Origin of the sequence: Roseomonas sp. OT10 (assembly GCF_020991085.1) — a bacterium.
GTDB lineage: Bacteria > Pseudomonadota > Alphaproteobacteria > Acetobacterales > Acetobacteraceae > Roseomonas > Roseomonas cutis.
This window is the reverse complement of the sequence record NZ_CP087719.1, coordinates 993,096-1,017,129: the sequence shown is the minus strand read 5'-3', so window position 1 is coordinate 1,017,129 and position 24,034 is coordinate 993,096. Positions and strand designations below refer to the sequence as shown.

The following is a 24,034-nucleotide window of genomic DNA, read 5'->3' as shown; positions in this document are numbered from 1 at the left end:
GCCGACCGGCCCTTCCGCCTACAGCAGCCAGTCCAGCGACCGCCGCAGCCGCGCCGTGCCATCGGCCTCGTACCAGCGGCCATGGGCGAAGATCACCCGCTCCGGCGCCCAGCCCAGCATCCGCCGGGCGGCCGCGCGCGGCGCCGCGCCGCCGGCCTTCACCAGCCAGCGCAGATAGGCCGGGGCACGCCCGTCCGGCGCCAGCGCCCCGGCCATGCCCATCCACTGGCGAGAGAACCAGGGCAGCCTCTCCCCCTCCAGGTTGATGATCAGGTCCGTCAGGACCAGCGTCCGCGACGCCCGGTGGTGGAAGGCGATCTCGTGGAAGCCCAGCGCGCCCGTCACCGCCGCCTGGTCGATCTCCCCCTCCCAGGCCGGGGGCGCCCGGTTGCCCAGGTCGGTGTCCAGCCGCAGGCCCGAGCGGCGCACCGCCCGCCGGTCGCGCAGGCCAGGCGCCGCCCAGCTCACCGCGCCGGGGAAGGCGGCCTGCCAGTCCCGCACCATCATCCAGTGGGAGATGCTGGGCGCCACCAGATGCCGCACCGGGCCCAATCGCCCGATCTCCGCGCGCAGGGACGGGGTGCAGCGCGTCGGGGAATGCAGCCAGACCGAGCCGTCCGCCAAGCGGATCACGGTCATCCGCACCGGGAACTCCAGCGGCCCGACATGCAGCGGGGCGCTGTCCACGATCCACAGCCCCTCCGCGACCGGCTTCAGCGTGTCGAGCGGGGGATAGGCCGGGTCGGGCATCGCGCGGGTCCGCCAGGGTTCCCGCCCAGCCTCCCATGCCGGCCAGCCCGGCGGCAATTCCGCGGGCGCCGCCACCCCATGGCCCGGCCCGTCTCCTGGCACCCGGCACACGGATTGCCTTAGGCTGCGCGCATGCTCGACTCCGCCACGCCCCCCGACCTCCCCGTCATCGACCTGTCCGGCCTGGGCAGCGCGGCGGGCGACGTCGCCATCGCGAAGGCGCTGGACGCCGCCTTCGGCACGGTCGGCTTCGCCTATTTCGCCGGCACCCCGGTCACGCCGGAGCAGCAGGCGGAGATCTTCGCCGCCTCCCGCGCCTTCCACGCCCTGCCGGACGAGCAGAAGCGCGCCGTGTCGATGAACGAGTTCCACCGCGGCTACATGGCGCCCAACACCTCCGTCATCGCCACCTCCTCCGTGGCGAAGGTGACGAAGCCGAACTTCTCCGAGAGCTTCATGTTCATGCACGAGGTCCCGGCCGGGGACCCGCGCTTCGGCCTGCCGCTGCAGGGCCCGACCCCCTGGCCGGAGGGGCTGCCGGCGTTCCGCGAGGCGGTGCTGACGTACCAAGCGGCGATGGAAGCCTTCTGCCGCAAGCTGCTGCGCCCCATGGCGCTGGCGCTGAACCTGCCGCCCGACGCGCTGCTGCCCTATTTCGAGCAGCCGACCACCTTCCTGCGCCTGCTGCACTACCCGCCCCAGGCGCCCGATTCGCCCGACGACGCCTTCGGCTCGGCGCCGCACACCGACTACGGCTTCCTGACCGTGCTGGCGCAGGACAGCCTGGGCGGGCTGGAGGTGCGGCGCGCCGACGGCGTCTGGCTGAAGGCCACGCCCATCCCCGGCACCTTCGTGGTCAATGTGGGCGACATGCTCTCGCGCTGGACCAACGGGCGCTGGCAGTCCACGCCGCACCGGGTGAAGAACCTGTCGGGCAAGGACCGCTACTCCTGCCCCTACTTCTTCGACATGGACATGGACGCGACGGTGGAATGCCTGCCGAGCTGCACGGGCCCGGACAACCCGCCGCGCTTCCCGCCCGTGCGCTACGGCGACTACCTGCTGGAGCGGCTGAACAAGAACTACGCCTACCGCCAGAAGTCCTCGGCCTGATCCGCTTCCCAAGGATATCCCGATGATCCTGACCCGCCGTTCCGCGCTGGCCGGCCTGGCCGGCGCCGCCCTGCCTCTGTCCGGCGGTGGCGCCTTCGCCCAGGCCCCCGGCCCCTTCACCGCCAACACCTATGGCGGGCGGTGGGAGCAGATCTGGCGCAACCAGATCATGCCGCGCTTCTCCCGCACCATCGGCGGGCGGGCGACGCAGCTCGACATCGGGCTGGGCACCGGCTGGGTCACCGCCTTCCGCGCCGCGGGCAGGGAGAAGCCGCCCTATTCCGTCTTCATGGCCAACGAGCGCTACGTCGTGCTGCTGCGCCAGGAGGGGTTCTTCGAGACGCTGGACGAGAGCAAGGTCCCCAACCTCGCCAAGGTGGTGGAGGCCGCGCGCTTCCCCGACAACAAGTCGGTCACCGGCATGATCGGCCCGATCGGCATCGCCTACCGCACGGACATGGTCCGCACGCCGCCCAAGGGCTGGGCCGACCTGTGGAACCCCGCCTACAAGGGGCAGCTCGCGCTCTATTCCATCACCAACTCCGCCTCGATGATGCTGCTGATGTGGGCCGGGCAGCATTTCGGCCGCGGCCCCGACGACATCGACGCGGCGGTGGCGAAGTTCGCCGCGCTGAAGCCCTTCCCGCAGGTCGCCTTCTCCGGCCAGATGACGCCGCTGCTGACCCAGGGCCAGGTCGGCATCGCGCCGCTGGACCTCGCCGAGGTGATCGGCATGAAGAAGCGCGGCGTGCCGGTGGAGTTCGTCCTGCCCGAGGAGGGCATGATGATCTTCGACCAGACCTTCTCCATCCTCGCCAACGGCACGGACAAGGAGACGGCCTACAAGTACCTGGACTTCATGCTGAGCCCGGAGATGCAGCTGCTCTTCGCGCGGGAGTTCCAGCAGGCGCCGGTGAACCGGGACGTCGTCCTGCCGGCCGAGATCGCCGAGACCATGCCGATCACCCCGGCGCACATGGCCAAGGCGATGCGCTTCGACTGGGCGCTGGCGGCGAAGATCGCTCCTGCCCTCTCCGATGCCTGGGCCAAGGCCATCTGAAGCACCTCGCATGGCCCAGGTGGATGTGGCGAGGCTGCGCAAGCGCTACGGCAGCGCGACCGCCCTCGACGGCGTGACCCTGCGGGCGGAGGAGGGTGAGCTGATCTCCCTCCTCGGCCCCTCGGGCTGCGGCAAGACGACGACGCTGCGCTGCATCGCGGGCTTCATGGACCCCGATGGCGGCGACATCCGCGTGGACGGCGCCTCGATCCTGGGGTTGCCGGCGAACCGGCGCGGCTTCGGGGTGGTGTTCCAGAACTACGCGCTGTTCCCGCACCTGACGGTCTTCGACAATGTCGCCTACGGCCTGGTCGCCCGGCGCGTACCGGCGGAGGAGCGGCGCGCGCGCGTGGCGGAGGCGCTGGCCATGGTGCGGCTGACCGGGCTGGAGCAGCGCCTGCCCCGCGCGCTGTCCGGCGGGCAGCAGCAGCGCGTGGCGCTGGCCCGCGCGCTGGTGATCCGCCCGCGCCTGCTGCTGCTGGACGAGCCGCTGGCCAACCTGGACGCCCGGCTGCGGCACGAGGTGCGCTGGCTGATCCGCGAGGTGCAGCAGGCCGCCCGCACCACCGCCTTCTACGTCACCCACGACCAGGCGGAGGCGATGGCGATCTCCGACCGGGTGGCGGTGATGAAGCACGGCCAGGTGGCGCAGTTCGCCACCCCGCGCGAGATCTACCAGCGCCCCACCGAGCGATACGTCGCCGACTTCACCGGCGAGGCCAACTTCCTCCCCGCCCGGGTGGAATCCCGCCTGGCGCCCGGCTGGTACCGCGTGGCCGCCGGCGGGGCGCTGCTGGACATGCCGGGGCCGGACGACCTGCCGGCGGAGGCGGAGCTGATGCTGCGCCCCGAGGCGATCGCGCTGGCCCCCGACGGCACCGGCGCGCTGACGGGCCGCATCGCCACCGCCGCCTTCCTGGGCGCGGCGCAGAACGTCGAGGTGGTGCTGGCCGACGGGTCGCGGCTGCGCTTCCTCGCCCCGCCGAACGCCGTCCTGCCCGCCGAGGGGGCGGTATCGCTGGCGGTGGAGGCCGAGCATGGCTGGCTGATGCCGAAGGTCGCACCGTGAGGGGCGCCCCGTGAGCCGGCGCCAGCTGTTCCGCATCCTGCTCGGCCTGCCGGCCGCGGGCTTCCTGCTGGTCTTCTTCGTGCTGCCCTACGTCGAGATGGTGGCGATGAGCTTCCGCGCCGCGGCGCCGGATGCGCCCTTCGGCGAGGGCCACACGCTGGCGCATTACGGCCGGGCCCTGGGGGATGCGTACTACCTGGGCGCGCTGGCGCGCAGCCTGGGCACGGGGGCGGCGATCACCCTGCTGTGCCTGCTGCTCTCCTACCCGCTGGCGCTGCATCTCTCGCGGCTGCAGGGGCGCTGGCATGTCGTCTTCTATGCCTGCATCGTCTCGCCGCTGATGATCGGGGTGCTGGTGCGCAACTTCGGCTGGATGGTGATCCTCGCCGTGGACGGGCCGCTGAACCGCTGGCTGATGGCGGCCGGGATCATCTCCGCGCCGATGCGGCTGCTGTTCAACCAGGGCGTGGTGGTGATGGCGCTGGTCCATGTCTTCACACCCTTCATGGTGCTGCCCATCGCCAATGCGCTGCGCGGAGTGAACGACAGCCTGCGCGACGCCTCCGCCTCCCTCGGCGCGGGGCGGTGGGAGACGTTCCGCCGGGTCACCCTGCCGCTCTCCTTCCCCGGCATCCAGGCGGGGGTGGTGCTGGTCTTCGTGCTCTCCGTCGCGGCCTATGTCACGCCCGCGCTGCTGGGCGGGCAGGGGCTGGCGCTGATGCCCTCGATCGTCGTGCAGCAGCTCACCGGCTCTTTCGCCTGGCCCTTCGGCGCGGCGCTGGCGGTGGTGATGGCCGCCTCCACGCTGGTCATCGTCTCCGCCTTCACCCTCGCGACGCAGCGCCTGGCGGAAAGGACGCGGGCATGAGGGACGCGGCATGAGGGCGGGCGAACGCTGGGCGCGGATCGGCGCCGCCGCCGTGCTGATCCCCGTCTACGCCTTCCTGCTGGTGCCGCTGATCGCCGTCGTCGCCGCCTCCGTCACGGCGGGCGAGCTGATGCGCGTGCCGCCCCAGGGCTTCTCGCTGAAGTGGTTCGGGCGCTTCTTCGACAACGTCGTCTTCATGGAGGCGCTGACCCTCTCGCTGCGCGTGGCGCTGACGACGACCGTGTGCGTGTGCGTCCTGGCGACGCTGGCGGCGCTGTGCCACCGCGCGCTGTCGCGCCGGCTCGGCGCCGCCTTCCGCGTGGCGATGACGCTGCCGCTGCTGCTCCCGGAGCTGCTGACGGCGATCGGGCTGCTGTTCTTCGTCTACAAGGTGGGGCTGGGGAAGTCGCTGCTGGGGTTGCAGATCGGCCACGTCGTCATCGCCTTCCCCTTCGCCTTCCTCTCCATCGTCGCGGCGCTGGAGCAGGTGGACCCGGCGCTGGAGGAAGCCTCCGACAGCCTCGGCGCCGGCGGGTTCGAGACCTTCCGCCGCGTGCTGCTGCCGCTGATGAAGCCGGGGCTGATGACCGGCGCGCTCTTCGCCTTCATCGTCTCGATGGACATCTTCACCGTCTCGCTGCTGCTCAAGCCGATCGGCGGCAACACCCTGCCCCTCGCGCTGTTCGACTTCCTCGCCTACGACTTCGATCCGACGGCGGCGGCGGCGGCCACCATCTCCGTGATCCTGGCCTTCGCCGGCGTCGTGCTGATCGAGAAGCTGGTCGGGCTGCGCCGTGCCTTCTGACGGCGGGGTGCATGGGCCCCGGCCGGCGCGGGCCGGATGCCCGCGCGCGCCCGCGGTCCCGCCGCATGGCCCGCAGGGTGGCACAGGGACGGGCCGCCCCATGCCGGGACGACGGCCGGATGCCGATTTCTTGCGTCATCCGCCATGCCGCCGCCCTTGTGGATTCCGACAAGCGCCCAATATCATTCTGTATACGTAACATTTGGACGCGGCAGAATGGCGAAGAAGGACTGGCATACCCGGCTGACGAGCCACGGCACCGTGCACATGGTGAAGGAACAGGACCAGCCACAATCCTGCGCCATCGCCTGCACGCTGATGGTCAACTTCAAGATCAGGAAGGGCGCGCTGCTGCTGGGCGCCGCCGCGGCCGCCGCGGGCGGCGCCATCATCCCCGTCTTCGGCGGACTGATCGGGCCGCAGCTGATGCAGACCGCCGTGGACTACGCGGTGAAGACGGAACCCGAGGTCTATGCCGCCTACGGCGCCATCCGGGGATCGTACTACGATGGCAACGAGCCAATCCTCGTCGCGGAACTGCCCAAGATCCTGCGTCACCTTGGCCTGGGCGAGTGGGAGACCGTCGCCGTCCCGCCGATCGCCTCCGGCAAGCTGGTGGCCGACAGCCTCCGCCAGGGCGACCCGGTCATCGTCGGGATCAGCTGGTCCAACGGGACGCACCACGTGGTGGTGGCGGATACGGTGGACGGGCGCGGCGACCTCACCCAACTCTTCCTCTGCGATCCCGGCGATGGCCAGGTGCACGTGGTGGACGCGAAGCCGATGGGCGGCGTGCGCTACCGCGTCGAAGGCTATTTCAACGGGCATGTCTGCCGACGCAAGGCCGCCGCGGTGCCGCCGCCCATCCCCTACAACCCCGCCACGGGCTGAACGCCGCTTCCCGTGGCCCCCCCTTGGTCCCTGGAAGCGCGACGTCAGATCGCGAAGTTCAGCGGCTCGGTGGAAGGGCGCTTCAGCCCGGCCGCCTGGGCCCGGCGCAGCAGATCCTCCACGGTCATGGATTCCAGCCTCTCGCGCAGCGCCGCATCCAGCTCCCGCCATAGCGGCCCGACGATCACCGCCTGCAGCCGCCCGTGCAGCTCCGGCGTCCCGCCGTCATCGGCCACGCTGGCCACCACCTCGGACAGGCGGATATCCCGGCCGCGCCGCGCCAGGCGGTAACCGCCGCGCGGGCCGCGCGTGCTCTCCAGCAGGCCGGCGCGGGAGAGGATCTGGAAGACCGGCTCGATGCCGCGCTTGGCCGCCCCCAGCCGCTCGGCGATGTCCGCGCCGCTTGCCACCCCGCCACCCCGCCCGGCGTGGAAGGCCACGTCGAGCATGACGGCCACGGCGGTCAGTGCGCGGTCCTGGCGGAGCAGCATGGAAGGGGAACGATCCTCACCGTTGACGAAGAGGCGTCGGAAATACGCCCGTCGAACGTGGAAATCCAGCCCGGGGCGTCCCGCACTATCGCACCAGGCGCCGCGCCAGCTTCCGCGCGCGCTCGCCGCGCGGGGCGTCGAGCAGCCGGGCCAGGGCGAAGGGCCCGTGCCGCACGCGGGCGCGCCAGTCGCTGAAGGCGTCGAACCCCGCCCGCCCGTGGTAGCGCCCCGACCCCGAAGCCCCGACCCCGCCGAAGGGCAGTCCGGGGAAGGCGACATGGTCCAGCGTCCGCCCCGTCGCGATGGACCCGCTGCGCGTCCCGGCGGCGATCCGCACCTCCTCCGCCCCGGTCGCACCGAACAGGAACAGGGCCAGCGGCGCCGGGCGCGCGGCCAGCCATGCCAGGGCCGCGTCCAGCCCGTCGCATTCCACCGCGCCCAGCACCGGACCGAAGCTCTCCTCCCCCGGATCGCCGCCCAGGCGCAGCGGCACCGGCCCCGGCGCCAGCCGCTCCGTTCCCTCGGCCAGCCGCGCCTGCCGCGGCGCCTGCCACGGCACCACCCGCGTCTCCGCCGCGATCCCCGTCGCCCGCGCCGCGGCGGCGAAGTCCGCGCGCGAATGCCCGACCAGCAGCACGGTATCCGGCGCCACGCAGGTCTGCCCGGCATTCACCGCCTTGCCCGCCAGAATCGCGCGCGCCGCCGCGTCCAGCCGCGCGCCCGGCAGCACCAGCGCGGCGCAGCGCCCGCCCAGCTCCAGCGTCACCGGCACCAGCCCGGCCGCCGCGGCCTGGGCGACCAGCCGCCCCGTCTCCGTCCCGCCGGTGAAGACCAGGTGGTCCCAGGGCTGCGCCGCGAAATCGGCCGCCACCTCCGGCCCCCCCTGCACGACGCGCGCGACGGAAGGCCCCCAGGCCTCCTCCACCATCTCCGCGATCAGGGCCGCCGTGCGCGGCGTGTGCTCGCTCGGCTTCAGGCAGACGCGGTTCCCCGCTGCCACCGCCTCCAGCGCCGGCCAGAGGCAAAGCTGCACCGGGTAGTTCCACGGCGCCATCACCCCCACCACGCCCTTGGGCACCGGCTCCACCCAGGCCCAGCACGGCTGGAACGGCAGCGGCGCCAGCACGGGCCGCGGCCGCGCCCACCACCGCAGCCACCGCCGCGCCCGCCGCGCCGCCTGCACGGTCACCAGCACGTCGGCGACCAGCGTCTCCTCCGCCGCCCGCCCGCCGTAATCCGCATCCGCCGCCGCCGCGACCTCCCCCGCCCGCCGCACCAGCACCCGTGCCAGTGCGCCCAGCCGCCGCCGCCGCTCGGCCAGCGTCGGTCGCTCCGGCGCCGCGTCGCGTAGCGCGGCCAGGGCATCGGCGGGGGTCATGGCCTGGCGCCGTCCCCGTGGTCCGCTGGCGAGGGCTCTGCTCTCGCCGCACCCCCCCGCCAGGAAACCGGGATGCCTGGACCCTCCGTTCGGAACAGTGTGGCGCTGGCGGCGGCCGGGGCCTCCCGACGGCGTCGCCACGCCGAGAGACCCCGGCCATCGTCAGCACCAATACGAATGGGGGTCCAGGGGCTCTGCTCCTGGCGGGGGGACCAGGGGGGCGGAGCCCTCCCTGGGGCCGCGGGCACCACGCCGGCCCTCACCCTGCCGCCAGCACCCGACGCGCCGCGGCGGTGCCGGAGCGGATGGCGGCGTCGATGGTCGCGGGCAGGACGGGGTCGGTCCAGTCGCCGGCGAGCCAGGCATTGGCCAGCGGGCGCGCCGGGGCGCGGGGCGGCGGGCCGGGGGTGTGGCGCGGGGTGGCGCGGCGCTCGCGGATGGCGCGGCCGGGGGGCGGCGCCTCGGGCCAGTCTCCGGGGAGGGAGAAGGCGCGGGCGGCGGCGCGGATCTCGGCCCAGGCGCGGGGGGCGAGGGCGTCGGTGGCCTCCTGCGCCTCGGCATCGGCGGCGGAGACGGTGACGGCGATGCCGGCGGGGCGGGTCAGCACCCATTGGCAGAGCCCGCCAAGGACACCCAGGAAACGCACCGGGCCGGGGACGGGATGGGCGAAGTGGAGGTTCAGGATGGGGGCATGCGCCCCGGGCACGGGCAGGCCAGGCAGCAGCCGCGCGCTCTCCCAGGGCGGGGTGGCGAGCAGCACCGCATCGGCACCGGACAGGTGGAGGGGCCGATCGAAGCGCAGCACCGCGGCACGGCCTTCCTGCACCGCCAGCTCCCTCAGCCGGTGGCCCGTGCGGACCTCGCCGCCGGCGGAGCGGATCGCATCGAGCGCCGGCTGCACCAGGTCCGGGCCCAGCCCGCGCTCGGCGACCAGCAGCCGCGCGGCGCCGGGCACGGCGGTGCGGCGGAGCACGGCGGCGAGGCGGCGCGAGGAGGCCTCGGCGGCCGGGGTGTTCAACGCGGCGACGGTCAGCGGCTCGACATAGCCGCGCAGCAGGGCGGGGTGGCCGCGGAAGGCCTCGGCCACGGGCCGGTCGCGGCCGGGCAGCGCCAGCCGCAGCAGGGCCAGCACCCCGCCGGGCGAGGCGCCGTCCGGCCGCCGCGCCGGGTCGCGCCAACCGGCGGGCGAGAGCGCCACACGGCGGGCCCGGCCATCGGCCAGGTCCAGCACCGGCAGTCCGCCCGGCTCGGGCTCGATCCAGCGCGCGCGGGCGCCGATCGCGTCGAGGAAGCGCAGCGCCGCATGGTTGGCGCCGACCAGGGCATGGGTGCCGTTGTCCGTCCCGTCCGGCAGGGCGCGGGCGCGGCCGCCCGCCTCGGGCGCCGCCTCGTGCAGGACGACCGGGCGCCCGGCCCGGGCCAGGAGCAGCGCGGCGGAGAGCCCGGCCATCCCCGCCCCGATCACATGGACCGTCATGCGGCGCCCATCATGTGGCGCCCGTCATGCGGCGCGCGGTGCCGCCGGCCTGCCGCTTCCCGATCCCTGGGGGTCCTGGGCAGGCTCGTCGCGCCAGTCCGGCAGCACGCTGGCCGGCAGCCGCCCGGTCAGGGCGAACCAGGCCATGCGCGCCTTCTCGCCGGGCGCGAGCCGCGGACGCTCGCCGCGCCGGGCGAAGCCGCGCGCGATCAGCCGGTCCAGCAGCCGGGCATAGCCCCACATCATCACCCGCGCCGGCCGCATCGCGCGGGCGTCCAGCCCGGCCAGCTCCGCCTCGGCGGCGCGGAAGCCGTCGCGGGCGCGCCGCGCCAGCGCCGCCGCCACGCGCGGCAGGGCGGGCGAGGCCAGCAGCGCCCCGGCCGTACCGTCGCCGCCGAGCAGCGAGAGCGGCAGGTAGACCCGGTCGCGCGTGGCGTCCTCGTCCAGGTCGCGCAGGATGTTCACCAGCTGGAAGGTGCGGCCGAGCGCCAGGCCGAAGCCTTCCGCGCGCGGCTCGCCGAAGATGCGCACCGCCATGGCGCCGACGCTGCCCGCGACGCGGCGGCAGTAGAGGTCGAGCGCCGCCTCGTCCGGCAGGCGCAGGCGCGGGGCGGAATCCGTCTCCATGCCGGCGATCATCGCCTCGCACTCGGCGACCGGCAGGGCGAAGCGCGCCCGCGCCCAGGCCAGTTCGCGCGACAGGGCGCAGTCCGGGGCCGCCAGCTTCGCCCGCCACTGCGCCAGCGCCAGCCGCTTCTCGGGCAGCGGCATGGCGCCGTCGGCGATGTCGTCCACGGCGCGGCAGAAGGCATAGACCGCCCAGAGCGCCCGCCGCCGCTCGCCCCGCAGCGCCGCCATGCCGCGCGCGAAGGAGGAGCCGGAGCGCGCCACCCGCGCCCGCACCAGCGCCGCGTCGGACGGCCCGAGGCGCGGCGCCGCCGCCAGCGCCCGGGCGAAGTCGCCCTTGGTCAGCGCCACCCGGCCCGCCACCGGATCGGCCGCGCGCAGCCGGGCCAGGAGGGTACGGGCGCAGCCGAGGGTGACGGCCGTCTCCAGCGCCAGCCGGCGCGAGCGCAGCCCGCGCGCGAGGCCGGAGGCCCGGTCGAGCGCCTCCTCCACCCGGTCCAGCGCGGCATCCAGCACCGGGCGGCGATCGGTCCCGGGGGCGAAGAAGGCGGCCTCGCCGCCCGCCTCGTCCATCCAGGGCACGGGGAGGTAGACGCGGTCCAGCGCGGCGCGATCCGGCACCAGGTCCTGCAGGTGGTTCAGGATTTGCAGCGCCTCGCACAAGGCATCGGCGGCCGGGTGCAGCGCCGGGTCCTCGCCATGCAGGCGCAGCAGCATCCGCCCCACCGGCGCGGCGGAGCGGGCGCAGTAGCCCTGCAGTTCCGCCCAGTCGGCGTAGCGCCCCTGGGACGCATCCTGGCGGAAGGCGGAGAGCATGCTCCGCGCCTCCTCCGTCCCCGCGCCGGCGGCATGCAGACCCACCGCCTCCGGCACGGCCGTCGCCGGGTCATCCAGGGCGGCTTCCAGCGCATCCAGCCGCGCCAGCTTCTGCGCGGGGGTCAGGTCCGGGTGGTCGCCGATGTCGTCCGCCGCACGCACGAAGCGGTAGAAGCCCAGCACCTTCGGCCGGACCTCCCGCGACAGCAGCCAGGAGGCGACGGGGAAATTCTCGCTGCCGGGGTCGCGCGTGGGCTCCAGGGCGGGCGATTCGGGGGGGGCCGGCTCACCGGCTGGCGTCGCCTTCACGCCCGGCCTGCCTCCTTCCCCGTTCCGTTCAGCCGCTCGGCCTTCCTATCCCCCGGCGCCTCCGGCGCATAGGCGCGGCCCTTCCAGCCGGCCTTGCGGCCCAGCGCGCTGCGGGCCAGGGCGGTCCACTGGATGGCCAGCGCCACGGCGACCGTGGCCGGGTGCAGCGGGATGGTCCAGGACGGCTCCCGCGCGCGCCAGGTGATCGCCGCGCGCAGGGCATAGCTCGCCAGCAGCGCCGCCCCCGCCATCGGCGCCGGCAGCAGCAGCCAGGGCAGCAGGTGCCCGCCGCCCAGCAGCAGCGTCCAGACCGGCAGGCCCAGCGGCGTCGCCATCCCCTCGCGCGCGTTCTTCAGGAAGCCGTCCCAGGCCGGGCGGAAGCCGCGGTACATGCGGCAGGTGGCCAGCGGCGCGCCGTCCACCACCTCCGTCCGGTGGCCCTGGACCCGCAGCCGCCGGGCCAGGGCCAGCCCGTCATGCAGCACGCCGCGCACGGCGGCATGGCCGCCCGCGTCGCGATAGGCATGCGTCTCGACCAGGATGAGCTGGCCGCAGGCCGCCGCCAGGGCGGGCAGCGCCGTGAAGGCCCGCCCGCCCCCGGGCAGGTAGCCCAGCAGCAGCAGGTTGATCGCCGGGACCGTCAGCGCCTCGCCGAGCGTGCCGATCTCCTGCCGCGGTACGCCCGTCACCAGGGCCAGGTTGTGCCGCTCCGCATGGCCGGCCAGGGCCGCGGCCGCCTCCGGGGCCAGGCGGACATCGGCATCGATGAACAGCAGGTGCGTCCCCCGCGCCGCCTCGGCCAGCCGGGCGCAGGCATGCACCTTCCCCGTCCAGCCCGGGGGCAGCGGCGGCGCGGCGAGAAGCCGGACCCGCGGGTCGGCTTCGGCCAGCTCCAGCACGAGGGCGGCGGTGCGGTCGCGCGAGCCGTCATCCATCACCACCACCTCGACCGCCGTGCCGGTGGAGGCGAGGGCGGCGCGGACGCAGGCGGCGATATGCGCCTCCTCGTCGCGGGCGGGAATCAGGATGGAGACCAGCGTCCCGTCCAGCGCCGCCTCGTGGGGCGCCCGGACCAGCCACAGGTTCAGCGCCGCCAGGCTGAGCGGGAAAAGCGCGAGGACGAGGGCCAGGAGGGTCATGCGGTCCCCCCGGAGGCGGCACCGGCGCCCCCGGCCCGCGCCGGGGCGGCGTGCGCACGGATGGGCGAGCCGGGGCCGCCGCCGGGCGCCCGGCCGGCCTCCCGGCGGAGAGGGGGCATGGGGGAAAGGCGGCGCCTCTCCTCCGGGCCACAGGCGCCCGCAGCGGATCTCATCGCGCCTCATGCCTCGCATCGAAGCGCCGGCCGCGCAACGCCGCGCGCAGCCTGCGCCACAGGTCGTAGACCCCGCCCATCCCCTCCTGCCCCTGGACCAGCACGGTGAACCGGGCCGGGTCGTGGGTGATGGCCTCGGCGGCGAGGCGGTCCATCGTCTCCGTCAGGGCGGCGCGCAGCCGTTCGGCCCGCGCCTCGCGGTCCAGCGCGACGAGCTCCGCACCGGGGATCGGGGGACCGAAGGCGGCCAGCATCTCGGGCTTGCGCTCCGTCCAGAAGGGATAGTCCAGCGCCAGGGGCAGGAAGCGGGCGGCGGGCGCCAGCTCCGGCAGGCGGACGAGGCCGGGCGCGATCAGGACAGGGCGCTCGCGCGGGTCCTGGAAGCGACCGGGGGCGTTGATCCACAGGCTGCGGCCCGGCGCGGCCAGGACGTGCCGGGCCGTGCGCAGGAAGGCGGCGGCGCCGCGCGTCGTGCGGGTCTCCACGCCGAAGACGCCGATCCGGCGCATGAACCGGTAGCGGGCCAGGGCCGCGGCCTCCATCGGCGTGAACATGCGCCAGCCGTCCAGGGTCCGGCCCAGCAGCATGAAGGCCACCCCGTCCCACCAGGAGGGATGGTTGGCGAAGACCACCAGCGGTCCCTCCCCCGGCCCCGGCCGCGGCAGGCCCCAGGACGGCAGGCGCAGCGCGCGCATGTGCCGGCGGAAGAAGCGGCGGAACGCGGCGTGGAAGAAGGCGTGGCGACGCGGATCATGCAGCGCCACGGGATCCTCCGCCGGGGGCGGCCTGCCATGGTCCTGGGGCCCTGCCGCCGGCATCGCGCTTGGTCGCCCTCCCTTGTCCACGTCAGCCGGCCGGACATCGTTCCGGCAGACCATCATCCCAGCCACGGCATCCGGTCCCAGTATTCCGGCCCCGGTATTCCGGCCCCGGTATCCGGTCGCGGCATCCTGGCCCTGGCCGGGCCGGCGTGCCACCCCCGGGCCCTACTCCGCGGCCGGGGCCAGGGGGGCTTCCACGGCCCCGCGCAGGGCGTCGCGCTGCCCGGCGCGCTCCGCCGCCTCGTCCATGCCGCGCCCGCCGAAGTCGCGGTCGAGCGAATCGGCGGCGATCCAGCCGGACATCATCACCATGGGCATGCCAGGGCCGGGATGCGCGGCGCCCCCGGCCAGGTAGAGCCCCTTCACCGCGCGCGACCGGTTGCCCGGCTTGAAGGCGCCGAGGAAGGCGCCGTGCGAGGCGAGGCCGTAGATGGCGCCGTTCAGCACCTTGTAGCGCTCGTGGATGTCGACGGGGGTGAGCCGGCTCTCCACCACGATGCGCTCCTCGATGTCCTCCAGCCCGGCGGTGCGCTTCAGCTTGTCGAGGATGACCCGCCGGTAGGCGGGCAGCATCCGCGACCAGTCGTGGTGCGGCCGCAGGTAGGGGGTGTGGACGAGGACGTAGAGCGCCTCGCCCCCCTCCGGCGCCGCGGAGGGGTCGCTGACGGAGGGCGCGGCGAGGTAGGCGGTGGGGTCGGGGGCCGGCTCGCCCTTGCGGTAGATGGCGTCGAACTCCTCCTCCGCGTCGCGGGAGAAGACGAAGTCGTGATGGGCGAGGTGCTCGTAGCGCCGGTTCAGCCCGAGATAGAGCACCACGCCGGAACAGGCGGGCTCGAAGCCCTTGCGCGCGTACTTCTCGCCCGTGCCGCCGCCGACCAGCTCCTTGTAGGTGCGGATCGCGTCCATGTTGGAGATCACCGCGTCGCAGGCGATGCGCTCGCCATTCGCGACGACGCCCTTCACCGCGCCACCCTCGATGTCGAAGCCCGTCACCTCCACGCCCGGGCGCAGGTCGGCGCCCAGCTCGCCCGCCAGCCGCGCCAGCCCCTCCGCGACGGCGCGGGTGCCGCCGATGGGGTACCAGACGCCCTCCGTGCTCTGCATGTCGCCGATGCCGCAGAGCACGGCCGGCGCCTGGTAGGGGTTGGAGCCGACATACTGGCAGTAGTGGTCCAGCATCTGCGCCAGCCGCCCGTCGGGCACGCGGCCGCGGATGACCTTCGCCACCGTCTGGCCCATGCGCAGGCTCAGCACGTCCTTCATCGTGCCGGGCTGCAGGTTGCTCTTCCAGTCGATGGTGTCGAAGAGGTCCTCCACCGGCTTCCAGAAGAAGAACTTCTCCGACACGCCGTGCAGGTGCTCCGACAGCTTCTGGAACTTCCGGTAGCCCTCGCCCATGCCCTGGCCGGGCGCGAAGGCGTCCATCGCGCGGGCCATCGGCTCCACGCCTTCCATCAGGTCGATCTGCGTGCCGTCCTCGAAGAAGCAGCGCCATTGCGGGTCGAGGCGGATCAGCGGCAGCTCCGCCTGCTGGTCGCGCCCGGCCTCGGCGAAGATGCGGCGCAGGACGCGCGGCACCGTCAGGATGGTCGGGCCCATGTCGAAGCGGAAGGTCCCCGACCCGTCCGGCGCGTCGAGATGCAGCACCGCCGCCTTGCCGCCCAGCCAGGGGTTCTTGTCCAGCACCGTCACCTGGTGCCCGCGCGCCTGCGCCACCGCCGCCGCCGCCAGCCCGCCCAGGCCGGAGCCGATCACCATCACACGCGCCATCGGCGTCCTCCTTCCCTCGGCCTCAGGCCCGCGTCGCCAAGCCCGGCAGCTCCGCCGCCGACGGCATTGCCCCGGGCAGCCGCGTGTCGACGCCGCGCAGCCCCAGGTCGCGCAGGCACAGGTCCGTGCTGATCCGCGCGCCCTCGTAGATCACCGGCAGGCCGGAGCCGGGATGCGTGCCCCCGCCGACCAGATACACCCCGTCCACGTCGTTGAAGCGGTTGCCGGGCCGGAAGAGCAGCATCTGCCGCAGGTCGTGGGCCAGGTTGAAGGTGGCGCCGTAGCCCACGGCGAACTCGTCCCGCCAGTCCCGCGGCGTCACCATGCGCTCATAGCGGATGCGGCCCTCGATGTCCCCCAGCCCCACCGCCTTCAGCCGGTCGAGCGCGAGGCGGCGGTAGCGCGGCGCCTCCGACTCCCAGTCGCTGCCGTGGCGCAGGTTCGGCACGGGCACCAGCACGTAGAGGGCGGAATGGCCGGGCGGGGCCATCCCCGCCTCCGTCGCGCCGGCGTTCTGCACGTAGACCGAGGGGATGTCCGGGATGGTCCCCTCCTCGATCTCGCGGATGTTCCGCCGGTAGTCCTCGGCCAGCAGGATGGTGTGATGGGCGAGGCGCGGGAAGGTTCCCTCCACGCCCAGGTAGAGCATGAAGGTGGAGCAGGAGTAGCGCGCCCGGTCGATGCGCTGGTCGGACCAGCGTCGCCGCAGCGCGGGCGGGATCAGGCGCGGCACGGCATGGGCGAAATCCGCGTTCAGCACGGCCGCGTCGACCGCCAGGCGCCGGCCGCCCGCCACCACCCCGTCCACGCGCCGGCCGCTGAAGGTCAGGGTCTCCACCGGGCAGTCCAGGCGGATCTCCACGCCCAGCCGCTCCGCCACCCGCGCCATCGCCTCGGACACCGCGCCGCAGCCGCCGCGCGGATGGAAGACGCCGTGCTCGTACTCCAGGAAGGAGAGGATGGTGAACAGGCTGGGGCAGCGGAACGGGCTCATCCCCAGGTACTTGCTCTGGAAGGAGAAGGCGAGGCGCGTGCGCGGGTCGCGGAAGTGCCGCCGCAGGTCGGAATCCACCGAGCGCGTCGGGCGCAGGTGCGGCAGGGCGCGCAGCATGTCCGCCCCCATCACGTCCGCCGCCCGGGTGAAGGCGCGCTCCAGCACCGGGCGGAAGCGCGCGAGCTTGGCGCGGTTCTCCGCCAGGAAGGGCCGCACCCCGGCGGCGTCGCGCGGGTCGAGCTTCGCGACCTCCGCTTCCATCCGGTCCAGGTCGGGGGTGGCGTCGAGCACCGTGCCGCCCGCCCCATCCTCGAAGATCAGGCGGTACTGGGGGTCGAGGCGGATCAGCTCCACCTCCTCGCGCAGCTCCGCGCCGCAGCCGCGGAAGATTTCCTCCAGGATGCGCGGGTAGAGGAAGAAGGTCGGCCCCAGGTCGAAGCGGTAGCCGCCGGGCGCGGCCAGCGTCCGGGTGCGCCCGCCCACCACCCCGTCCTTCTCCAGCAGGGTGACGCGGGTGCCGTGGGCCGCGAGCAGCATGGCCGCGGCCAGCCCCCCCGGGCCCGCGCCGACCACGGCGACATGGGGCCGCGGCCTGTGGATCGCCGGAGCGGGAGGAAGCGCATTCATGGTGGGCGGAAGTGTCCGTCTGACCTGTAGGACTGTCCATGTTCGGTCGAAGCACGAAGCCGCAAGGTGCCGCTCGCAGCAAGGCGATCAACGGGGCCGGCCTGCCGCCATGGCGGGCCCCGGAGGCGGGCCGCCCGCGGCGGATGTTCCGGTGTCCGACACGTTCCGGCGAAGCACCGGCCCGCGGCCCACGGTCCCGCCGGGGCCGTGGGAGCGGGGCCACAGGCCCGGCGGGACCGTGGGCCGCGCCCCGAATGATCCGCCCCCCATCGTGACAAGCCCTGCCGGAGCCTGCTAGCTGCCCTCCTGCGCAAGCTGCGAAGGACTGGAACTCCATGAACACCGCTGAACTGGCCGAGCGCGTCGCGTCCGAGCACGACCTGGGCAAGGGGCAGGCCAAGGCTCTGGTCGAGGCTGTCCTGTCGGCCATCGTCGAGGCGGCCAAGTCGGGCGAGGAAGTCTCTCTCTCCGGGTTCGGGCGCTTCAAGGTCAGCGAGCGGCCCGCGCGCCAGGGCCGCAACCCGGCGACCGGCGAGACCATCGAGATCGCGGCGTCCAAGAAGCTTGCCTTCACCCCGGCCAAGCCGGTGCGCGACGCGCTCAACCCGCCCGCCAAGAAGTAGGCCGGCACCGCCGGACCCGGGTGCCGCCCGGGTCCGGCCAGCGCCCGGCCCGGGCGTCCCGCTGCCGGCCAGCGGCCCCTGCGTCCCGGGCCGCTTCCTGCCCCTGCCCGGCCGGGACCCGGCCCGGCGAGCCATGGATCGGGCGCTCCGCCCGATGCCAGACCTCCGGCGCAGCGCATGCCCCCGAGCCCGGCTCTCCCCCGGCCAGCCCACCCCGGACCAGCGTTCCCGCCATCCAGCGCGCCGTGGCGTCGACCTCCGCCTCCGGCAGGCCGCAGACGTCCCGTAGCACCACCACCGTCTCGACCCCCGTCGCCAGCGAGAGAGCCGCGATCAGGCGCTGGAACCACGGCGCCGGCCAGCAGCGCCCGGATCACGGATTTCGAGGTCGGACAGGACCGGATCGACCTGTCCGCGATCGACTCCCACCCGGGCTACGCCGGCGACGCCGCGTTCGGCTTCTCGGGCACCCAGCCGGCGACGAACTCCGTCGGACCAGCCTGGCGACGGGAGGCGCGCTGACGGTCTTCGCCGACGTGAACGGCGACGCCCTGGCCGACCTGGCCATCGACGTGGTGCTCGCCGGCGGGGCGACCGGCCTGTCCCGCGGGGACTTCCTGCTGTAGCCGCGCGGCCTCAGGAGAAGAAGTCGGGCATGGGCCGCTTCGGCGGCGCCGGGCCGCGCAGGGAATCCTGCAAGGCCGCGTCCAGCGCCTGGAGGAAGCGGGACCGCTGCTGCGTGCCGAAGGGCGCCGGCCCGCCGCCGCCGCCCATCTCGCGCAGGTGGCGCGACAGCTCCCGCCCCGCCAGCGCGCTGCCGATGTTCGTCGTGTCCCAGACCTTGCCGCTGGGGGCGATGGCCTTGGCCCCGGCGGCGAGGCAGCGCGAGGCCAGCGGGATGTCGTTGGTCACGCAGACATCGAGCGGGCGGATGTGCTCCGCGATCCAGTCGTCCGCCGCATCCGCCCCCTCCGCCACGATGACGCGGCGGATGTTGGGCGCATCGGGCAGGCGCACGCCGCGCGCGCCGTTGGAGACGACATGAACGGTCAGGCCCAGTCGCTCCGCGACGCGGAACACCTCCTCGCGCACGGGGCAGGCGTCGCCGTCGACGTGAATCTCGGGCCGCGCCGCGGCGGGGATCTCGGGCTTCGTCACCCGCTCACCAGCCCGTCCGCCACGTCGCGCGCCCGCAGCGCCGGATCGCGCGCCGCCGGGTCGCCCATGCCGCCGCCGCCGGGCAGCAGCAGGCGCAGCCGCCGCCCGGCCGGGATCACCTGGAACCCCTTGGTGCGGAGTACGGTGCCGTCATCCAGCCCGACCCAGCCGGGGGCGCCGTCCTGGCCGCCGTCGCGGCCCTTGGGGGCGTTGGCCACGCGGTCGAAGATGGCGTTCACCGCGAACTCCGCCTCGCCCTTGCTGCCGATCACCATGACCTGACCCATGCCGCCACGGGTGCGGCCGTCGCCGCCGGAATCGGGGCGCAACTCCTTGGCCCAGAAGACCACGGGGGCGACGTTCTCCGTCGCCTCCACCGGCATGGTGCGCACGCCGGAGGGGAAGGCGGTGCCGTCCAGCCCGTCCAGCCCCGGCCGCGCCCCGGTGCCACCGGAGTTGAAGGTGATCACCTCGAACTCCGGCAGCGGGCTCTCCGGGCCGCTGACCTGGGCGCCGCCGCGGAGCGGCGGGTTCCACAGGCAGGAGGAGCCCTCGGCCGTCACCCGGTCCGGCACCGCCTGGTGCAGGCAGCCCATCATCAGGTCGGGCAGGAGCTGGCCGACCACGTGCCGCACCGCCACGGGGTAGGGGCGCGGGGCGTTGAGGATGCAGCCCTCCGGGATCACCATCCGGAAGGGCTGGAGGCTGGCCCAGTTGTTCGGGATCTCCGGTGCGACGACGCATTTGATCCCGAAGCAGGCATAGGCGCGGCAATAGGCGGCCGGGACGTTGATGCCGCGCTGCGACAGGCCGGAGGTGCCGGCATAATCAACCTCGATCGCATCCTCGCCGATGGTCATGGCGGCGCGCAGCGTCACCGGCGCCTCGTAGCCGTCGGAGCGGATCTCGGCGCGGTAGGTGCCGCGCGGCAGCTTCGCGATCTCCGCCTGGGTGGCGCGCAGGCTGCTGTCGAAGATCCAGCCGGCCAGCTCGTCCAGGCTGCCCATGCGGAACTCGTCCATCATCTCGACCAGGCGGCGCACGCCCGCGTCGTTGCAGGCACAGAGGGAGTAGACGTCACCCTCCAGCTCGGCCGGGGTGCGGGTGCCGGCGCGCAGGATGTCGAAGAAGGTCTCGTTGGCCTTGCCCTGGTCGAAGCACTTCACGATGGGGATGTAGAGCCCCTCCTCGAAGACGGAGCGCCCCTCGGGCCCCATGCCCAGCCCGCCCACGTCGATGACATGCGCGGTGTTGGCGAAGAGGCCGACCATCCTCCCCTCGTGGAAGGCGGGGGTGACCACGGTGAGGTCGTGCAGGTGCCCCGTGCCGAGCCAGGGGTCGTTGGTGATGTAGTGGTCGCCCGGCCGCATCGTCGCGGCGGGGAACTTCGCCAGGAAATGGCCGACGCTCTCCATCATGGAGTTGACGTGGCCCGGCGTGCCGGTGACGGCCTGGGCCAGCATGCGGCCGTGCAGGTCGAAGATGCCGGCCGAGAGATCACCCGCCTCGCGCACCGTGGTGCTGAAGGCGGTGCGGATCATCGTCTGCGCCTGCTCCTCGACGACCGCGATCAGGCGGTTCCACTGGATCTGGCGTTGGATCGACGCCAGCGCACCCATCTCCTTCATCACGCCGTCTCCCGCGTCAGGTCCAGATACCCCAACCCATCCATCCGGCACGACCAGCCCGGCCCCACCAGCGTGCTCGTCTCCGCCTCCGCCACGATGCACGGCCCGCGCACGGACGCCCCGGGCGGGAAGCCCTCGCGGTCGTAGACCGGCCATTCCGCCACCTCGCCCGTCACCGTGTCGCGCACCGACTGGTGCCGCACCGGCGCGGGGGCGGGGGAATCGGCGGCCGGGGCGGCGGGCTCCAGCGTCTCGGGGAGGGTGGCGACGGTGACGGCGAAGGAGAGGATCTCCACGTCGCTCCCCGGCACCGGCCGGTCGTAGAAGCGCGCGTACTCCGCGTCGTAATCGGCGCGGATGGCGGCCACGTCCGCCTCCTCCAGGTCACGCACGGGCAGCTCCACCGCGATCTCGTGGCCCTGGCCGACATAGCGCATGAAGGCGATGCGGCGCTCCGCCACCTCCGCGCCGAAGGCCCCCTCCGCCACCACGCGCTCCGCCTCGGCCCGCATGTCGGCGAGCAGCGTGTTCACCGCCGTGCGGTCGAAGGTCCGGAAGCGCTGGTAGAGCGAGCGCACCACCTCGTACCCGACCGGCGCGCGCAGGAAGCCGATGGCCGAGCCCACCCCCGCGCCGCTGGGCACCAGCACCCGCACCGCGCCCACCTTCTCCGCGACGCGCGTGCCATGCACCGGCCCGCCGCCACCGAAGGCGATCACCGCGCGGCCCTCATAGCCCTTGCCGCTCTCGATGGCGTGCACCCGGGCGGCGTTGGCCATGTTCTCGTCCACCATCTCGACCACGCCCAGCGCCGCCATCTCGGCCGACAGGCCCAGCGGACCACCGACGGCCGCCGCCATGGCGTCGCGCGCCTTGCCCACGTCCAGCGCCAGCGTGCCGCCGGCGAACAGCGACGGCTCGTAGCGCCCGAGCAGCAGGTTCGCATCCGTCACCGCCGGCCGCGTGCCGCCGCGCCCGTAGCTGGCCGGGCCCGGCATGGCCCCCGCGCTCTCCGGCCCCACCTGGATGCGCCCCAGCCCGTCCACCTGCGCCAGCGACCCGCCACCCGCGCCGATCTCCACCATCTCGATCACGGGGATTCGCAGCGGCAGGCCGGAGCCCTTGCGGAAGCGCCCCACCCGCGCGACCTCGAAGGTGCGGGCGGTCTGGGGCGCGTAGCCGTCGATCAGGCAGACCTTGGCCGTGGTGCCGCCCATGTCGAAGGACAGCACCTTCTCCAGCCCGCATTGCCGCGCCACCTGCGCCGCGAAGATGGCCCCACCGGCCGGGCCGCTCTCGACCAGGCGGATGGGGAAGCGCGCCGCCGTCTCCAGCGTGGTCAGCCCGCCGCCCGAGAGCATCAGGAACAGGGGACAGGACAGCCCCGCCGCCCGCGCCCCGTCGCGCAGCCGGTGCAGGTAGCTGGCCATCAGCGGCTGGACATAGGCGTTCGCCACCGTGGTCGAGAAGCGCTCCCACTCCCGCATCTCCGGCGACACGTCGGAGGAGAGGGAGACGGGCAGCCCCGGCCATTCCTCGGCCACGATCTCCGCCGCGCGCCGCTCGTGCATCGGGTTGACGAAGCTGTGCAGGAAGCCGATCGCCAGCGCGCCGATCCCCTCGCCGCGCAACTGGCCGACGGCCGCGCGCACCGCCGCCTCGTCCAGCGGGAGGAGGACCTGGCCCTCATTGTCCAGCCGCTCGGGGATGGGAAGCCGCCAGCGGCGCGGCACCAGCGGCTCCGGCAGCACGATGTTCAGGTCGTACTGGTCGTAGCGGCTCTCATTCCCTAGGGCGAGGACGTCGCGGAACCCCTCGGTGGTCAGAAGCGCGGTGGGCGCGCCCTTGCGCTCGATGATGGCGTTGGTCGCCAGCGTGGTGCCGTGGACGAAAAGCGCCACCTCCTCCGCCCGGATGCCGGCCCGCTCCAGCACCAGCGCCATGCCCTCCAGCACGCCGCGTTCCGGCGCCTCCGGCGTGGTGAGCACCTTCGCGGTCCAGCGGTCGGTGGCGTTCTGCTCCCGGCGCTCCAGCGCCAGGTCGGTGAAGGTGCCCCCGATATCGGCGGCGAGGCGGTATTCCGGCATGGGCCGGCAGTGAACCGCCCGGGCCGCGCGGCGGCAAGGGCGGCGAGACGGGGATTCCGGCGGCACGGGGGCGCGGGTGCCGCTTCCTTCGGCACGGCGCTGCGCCCTGCCTCCGCGGAGCCGCCCCGGCTCAGATCCCCGCGCGTTCCGCCGCGCCGCGGAGGAAGCCGCCCAGCGTGTGGCGGAACTCCGGTTCGTCCAGCAGGAAGGCGTCGTGCCCCTTGTCGGAATCGATCTCGACGAAGGACACGTTGGCCGCCGCCTTGTTCAAGGCCCGGACCACGGCGCGCGATTCCTCCGTGGGAAAGAGCCAGTCGCTGCTGAAGGAGGCGAGCAGGAAGCGGGTCCCCGTGCCCCGGAAGGCGGCGGACAGGTCGCCCTCATGCTCCGCGGCCAGGTCGAAATAGTCCATGGCGCGGGTGATGGTCAGGTAGGAGTTGGCGTCGAAGCGCCGGACGAAGGTGCTGCCCTGATGGCGCAGGTAGCTCTCCACCTGGAACACGTCCTCCAGGAAGGTCATCGCCGACGCCCCCTGCAGCCGCCGGCCGAACTTGCGGGCCAGCGCCGCCTCGGAGAGGTAGGTGATGTGCGCCATCATCCGCGCCACGCCCAGGCCGCGCGCCGGGATGCGGCCATCCTCCCAGTAGCGCCCGCCCTTCCAGTCCGGGTCGGCGTGGATGGCCGCGCGGCCGACCTCGTTGAAGGCGATGTTCTGCGCGGAATGGTGCGCGGCGGTCGCGATGGCGACGCAGGCGAAGACCCGGTCGGGGAAGGTCGCCGCCCATTCCAGCGCCTGCATCCCGCCCATCGAGCCGCCGACCACCGCCAGCAGCCGGCCGATCCCCAGGTGCTCCACCAGCCGGGCCTGGGCGCGGACCATGTCGCGGATGGTGATGGTCGGGAAATCCGTGCCCCAGGGGCGGCCGAGCCCCCGGCCCTGCGCGTCCGTCATCTCCTCGCGCGGGCCCGTGCTGCCCATGCAGCCGCCCAGCACATTGGCGCAGACGACGAAGAAGCGGTCCGTGTCGATGGCCATGCCCGGCCCGACCACCCCGTCCCACCAGCCGGGCTTGCCGGTCAGCGGATGCTCCTCCGCCAGGTACTGGTCGCCGGTCAGGGCATGGCAGACCAGCACGGCGTTGGAGCGGGTGGCGTTCAGCCGGCCATAGGTGCGGTAGGCGACGGCCAGCGGCGCGATGATGGCGCCGCAATCCAGCCCCAGCCCGTCGGCGAAGACGGCACGCTGATGCTCGACCGCCGGCAGGGGCGCCTGGGTCGGGGCGGGGCCCCGCTCGGCGGGGGCTTCGGTCGAGGTGTCGCTCACGGGCGGCAGGCTTAGCGCCGGCGCGGCGCGGGGGGA

At 74.0% G+C, this 24,034-nt stretch carries 20 protein-coding genes; 7 read left to right on the top strand and 13 right to left on the bottom strand.

What is annotated here, in order from left to right:
• Positions 1 to 18: 18 nt before the first annotated feature.
• Positions 19 to 750, bottom strand: coding sequence for a DUF4336 domain-containing protein (locus LPC08_RS04685; protein ID WP_230451577.1), 732 nt, complete (start codon positions 748 to 750; stop codon positions 19 to 21).
• A 132-nt stretch (positions 751 to 882) separates the two neighbouring features.
• Here LPC08_RS04685 and LPC08_RS04680 point away from each other — a divergent pair, with 132 nt between their 5' ends.
• The 6 genes from LPC08_RS04680 to LPC08_RS04655 all read left to right on the top strand — a co-directional run bounded on the left by LPC08_RS04680 (position 883) and on the right by LPC08_RS04655 (position 6,556).
• Entirely contained in the window at positions 883 to 1,863 is a 981-nt protein-coding gene (locus LPC08_RS04680) for an isopenicillin N synthase family dioxygenase (RefSeq protein WP_230451576.1), read from the top strand.
• A 22-nt stretch (positions 1,864 to 1,885) separates the two neighbouring features.
• Positions 1,886 to 2,923, top strand: coding sequence for a polyamine ABC transporter substrate-binding protein (locus LPC08_RS04675; RefSeq protein WP_230451575.1), 1,038 nt, complete (start codon positions 1,886 to 1,888; stop codon positions 2,921 to 2,923).
• Positions 2,924 to 2,933: 10 nt separating this feature from the next.
• Positions 2,934 to 3,992 (top strand): ABC transporter ATP-binding protein, encoded by a 1,059-nt coding sequence (locus LPC08_RS04670; RefSeq protein WP_230451574.1) that lies wholly within the window; start codon positions 2,934 to 2,936, stop codon positions 3,990 to 3,992.
• Between the two features lie 10 nt (positions 3,993 to 4,002).
• Entirely contained in the window at positions 4,003 to 4,860 is an 858-nt protein-coding gene (locus LPC08_RS04665) for an ABC transporter permease (RefSeq protein WP_230451573.1), read from the top strand.
• A gap of 10 nt (positions 4,861 to 4,870) precedes the next feature.
• Positions 4,871 to 5,665 carry an ABC transporter permease gene (locus LPC08_RS04660; protein WP_230451572.1) on the top strand — a complete coding sequence of 265 codons (795 nt, stop codon included), beginning with the start codon at positions 4,871 to 4,873 and terminating at the stop codon, positions 5,663 to 5,665.
• 216 nt (positions 5,666 to 5,881) lie between these two features.
• Positions 5,882 to 6,556, top strand: coding sequence for a hypothetical protein (locus LPC08_RS04655; protein WP_230451571.1), 675 nt, complete (start codon positions 5,882 to 5,884; stop codon positions 6,554 to 6,556).
• Between the two features lie 44 nt (positions 6,557 to 6,600).
• Here the strand turns inward: LPC08_RS04655 and LPC08_RS04650 are convergent, their stop codons facing one another.
• The 8 genes from LPC08_RS04650 to crtI all read right to left on the bottom strand — a co-directional run bounded on the left by LPC08_RS04650 (position 6,601) and on the right by crtI (position 17,178).
• Complete coding sequence (locus tag LPC08_RS04650) at positions 6,601 to 7,047, bottom strand: RrF2 family transcriptional regulator (RefSeq protein WP_230451570.1); 447 nt, start codon at positions 7,045 to 7,047, stop codon at positions 6,601 to 6,603.
• Between the two features lie 85 nt (positions 7,048 to 7,132).
• Positions 7,133 to 8,425, bottom strand: a complete 1,293-nt coding sequence (locus tag LPC08_RS04645) for an aldehyde dehydrogenase family protein (RefSeq protein WP_230451569.1) — start codon at positions 8,423 to 8,425, stop codon at positions 7,133 to 7,135.
• Positions 8,426 to 8,684: 259 nt separating this feature from the next.
• Positions 8,685 to 9,902 carry a hydroxysqualene dehydroxylase gene (locus LPC08_RS04640; protein WP_230451568.1) on the bottom strand — a complete coding sequence of 406 codons (1,218 nt, stop codon included), beginning with the start codon at positions 9,900 to 9,902 and terminating at the stop codon, positions 8,685 to 8,687.
• A gap of 24 nt (positions 9,903 to 9,926) precedes the next feature.
• Positions 9,927 to 11,654, bottom strand: a complete 1,728-nt coding sequence (locus LPC08_RS04635; RefSeq protein WP_230451567.1) for a squalene/phytoene synthase family protein — start codon at positions 11,652 to 11,654, stop codon at positions 9,927 to 9,929.
• Positions 11,651 to 12,793, bottom strand: a complete 1,143-nt coding sequence (locus LPC08_RS04630; RefSeq protein ID WP_230451566.1) for a glycosyltransferase family 2 protein — start codon at positions 12,791 to 12,793, stop codon at positions 11,651 to 11,653. The genes LPC08_RS04635 and LPC08_RS04630 overlap by 4 nt, the downstream gene beginning before the upstream one ends.
• A gap of 169 nt (positions 12,794 to 12,962) precedes the next feature.
• Positions 12,963 to 13,730, bottom strand: a complete 768-nt coding sequence (locus LPC08_RS04625; RefSeq protein WP_230451565.1) for a lysophospholipid acyltransferase family protein — start codon at positions 13,728 to 13,730, stop codon at positions 12,963 to 12,965.
• A gap of 222 nt (positions 13,731 to 13,952) precedes the next feature.
• Entirely contained in the window at positions 13,953 to 15,557 is a 1,605-nt protein-coding gene (locus LPC08_RS04620) for a phytoene desaturase family protein (protein WP_230451564.1), read from the bottom strand.
• A gap of 22 nt (positions 15,558 to 15,579) precedes the next feature.
• Entirely contained in the window at positions 15,580 to 17,178 is a 1,599-nt protein-coding gene (gene crtI, locus LPC08_RS04615) for a phytoene desaturase family protein (protein WP_230451563.1), read from the bottom strand.
• A gap of 335 nt (positions 17,179 to 17,513) precedes the next feature.
• On the opposite strand from crtI, the gene LPC08_RS04610 reads away from it, so the two are divergent.
• Entirely contained in the window at positions 17,514 to 17,801 is a 288-nt protein-coding gene (locus LPC08_RS04610; RefSeq protein WP_230451562.1) for an HU family DNA-binding protein, read from the top strand.
• A 636-nt stretch (positions 17,802 to 18,437) separates the two neighbouring features.
• On the opposite strand, the gene LPC08_RS04605 is transcribed toward LPC08_RS04610, so the two are convergent.
• The 4 genes from LPC08_RS04605 to metX form a co-directional block, all read right to left on the bottom strand.
• Positions 18,438 to 18,959 carry a YaiI/YqxD family protein gene (locus LPC08_RS04605; protein WP_230451561.1) on the bottom strand — a complete coding sequence of 174 codons (522 nt, stop codon included), beginning with the start codon at positions 18,957 to 18,959 and terminating at the stop codon, positions 18,438 to 18,440.
• On the bottom strand, positions 18,956 to 20,587 hold the full coding sequence (locus tag LPC08_RS04600) for a hydantoinase B/oxoprolinase family protein (protein WP_230451560.1): 1,632 nt from the start codon (positions 20,585 to 20,587) through the stop codon (positions 18,956 to 18,958). Before LPC08_RS04600 ends, LPC08_RS04605 begins: the two co-directional genes overlap by 4 nt.
• Positions 20,587 to 22,674 (bottom strand): hydantoinase/oxoprolinase family protein, encoded by a 2,088-nt coding sequence (locus LPC08_RS04595; RefSeq protein WP_230451559.1) that lies wholly within the window; start codon positions 22,672 to 22,674, stop codon positions 20,587 to 20,589. The genes LPC08_RS04600 and LPC08_RS04595 overlap by 1 nt, the downstream gene beginning before the upstream one ends.
• Before the next feature lie 130 nt (positions 22,675 to 22,804).
• Positions 22,805 to 23,938, bottom strand: a complete 1,134-nt coding sequence (gene metX, locus LPC08_RS04590; RefSeq protein WP_230452984.1) for a homoserine O-acetyltransferase MetX — start codon at positions 23,936 to 23,938, stop codon at positions 22,805 to 22,807.
• Positions 23,939 to 24,034 lie beyond the last annotated feature (96 nt).

Bases quoted from the DNA above. Each gene is read 5' to 3' on its own strand.
- LPC08_RS04685 (WP_230451577.1), bottom strand. From the start codon at position 750: ATGCCCGACCCGGCCTATCCCCCGCTCGACACGCTGAAGCCGGTCGCG.
- LPC08_RS04680 (WP_230451576.1), top strand. From the start codon at position 883: ATGCTCGACTCCGCCACGCCCCCCGACCTCCCCGTCATCGACCTGTCC.
- LPC08_RS04675 (WP_230451575.1), top strand. From the start codon at position 1,886: ATGATCCTGACCCGCCGTTCCGCGCTGGCCGGCCTGGCCGGCGCCGCC.
- LPC08_RS04670 (WP_230451574.1), top strand. From the start codon at position 2,934: ATGGCCCAGGTGGATGTGGCGAGGCTGCGCAAGCGCTACGGCAGCGCG.
- LPC08_RS04660 (WP_230451572.1), top strand. From the start codon at position 4,871: ATGAGGGCGGGCGAACGCTGGGCGCGGATCGGCGCCGCCGCCGTGCTG.
- LPC08_RS04655 (WP_230451571.1), top strand. From the start codon at position 5,882: ATGGCGAAGAAGGACTGGCATACCCGGCTGACGAGCCACGGCACCGTG.
- LPC08_RS04650 (WP_230451570.1), bottom strand. From the start codon at position 7,047: ATGCTGCTCCGCCAGGACCGCGCACTGACCGCCGTGGCCGTCATGCTC.
- LPC08_RS04645 (WP_230451569.1), bottom strand. From the start codon at position 8,425: ATGACCCCCGCCGATGCCCTGGCCGCGCTACGCGACGCGGCGCCGGAG.
- LPC08_RS04640 (WP_230451568.1), bottom strand. From the start codon at position 9,902: ATGACGGTCCATGTGATCGGGGCGGGGATGGCCGGGCTCTCCGCCGCG.
- LPC08_RS04630 (WP_230451566.1), bottom strand. From the start codon at position 12,793: ATGACCCTCCTGGCCCTCGTCCTCGCGCTTTTCCCGCTCAGCCTGGCG.
- LPC08_RS04620 (WP_230451564.1), bottom strand. From the start codon at position 15,557: ATGGCGCGTGTGATGGTGATCGGCTCCGGCCTGGGCGGGCTGGCGGCG.
- crtI (WP_230451563.1), bottom strand. From the start codon at position 17,178: ATGAATGCGCTTCCTCCCGCTCCGGCGATCCACAGGCCGCGGCCCCAT.
- LPC08_RS04610 (WP_230451562.1), top strand. From the start codon at position 17,514: ATGAACACCGCTGAACTGGCCGAGCGCGTCGCGTCCGAGCACGACCTG.
- LPC08_RS04600 (WP_230451560.1), bottom strand. From the start codon at position 20,587: ATGAAGGAGATGGGTGCGCTGGCGTCGATCCAACGCCAGATCCAGTGG.
- LPC08_RS04595 (WP_230451559.1), bottom strand. From the start codon at position 22,674: ATGCCGGAATACCGCCTCGCCGCCGATATCGGGGGCACCTTCACCGAC.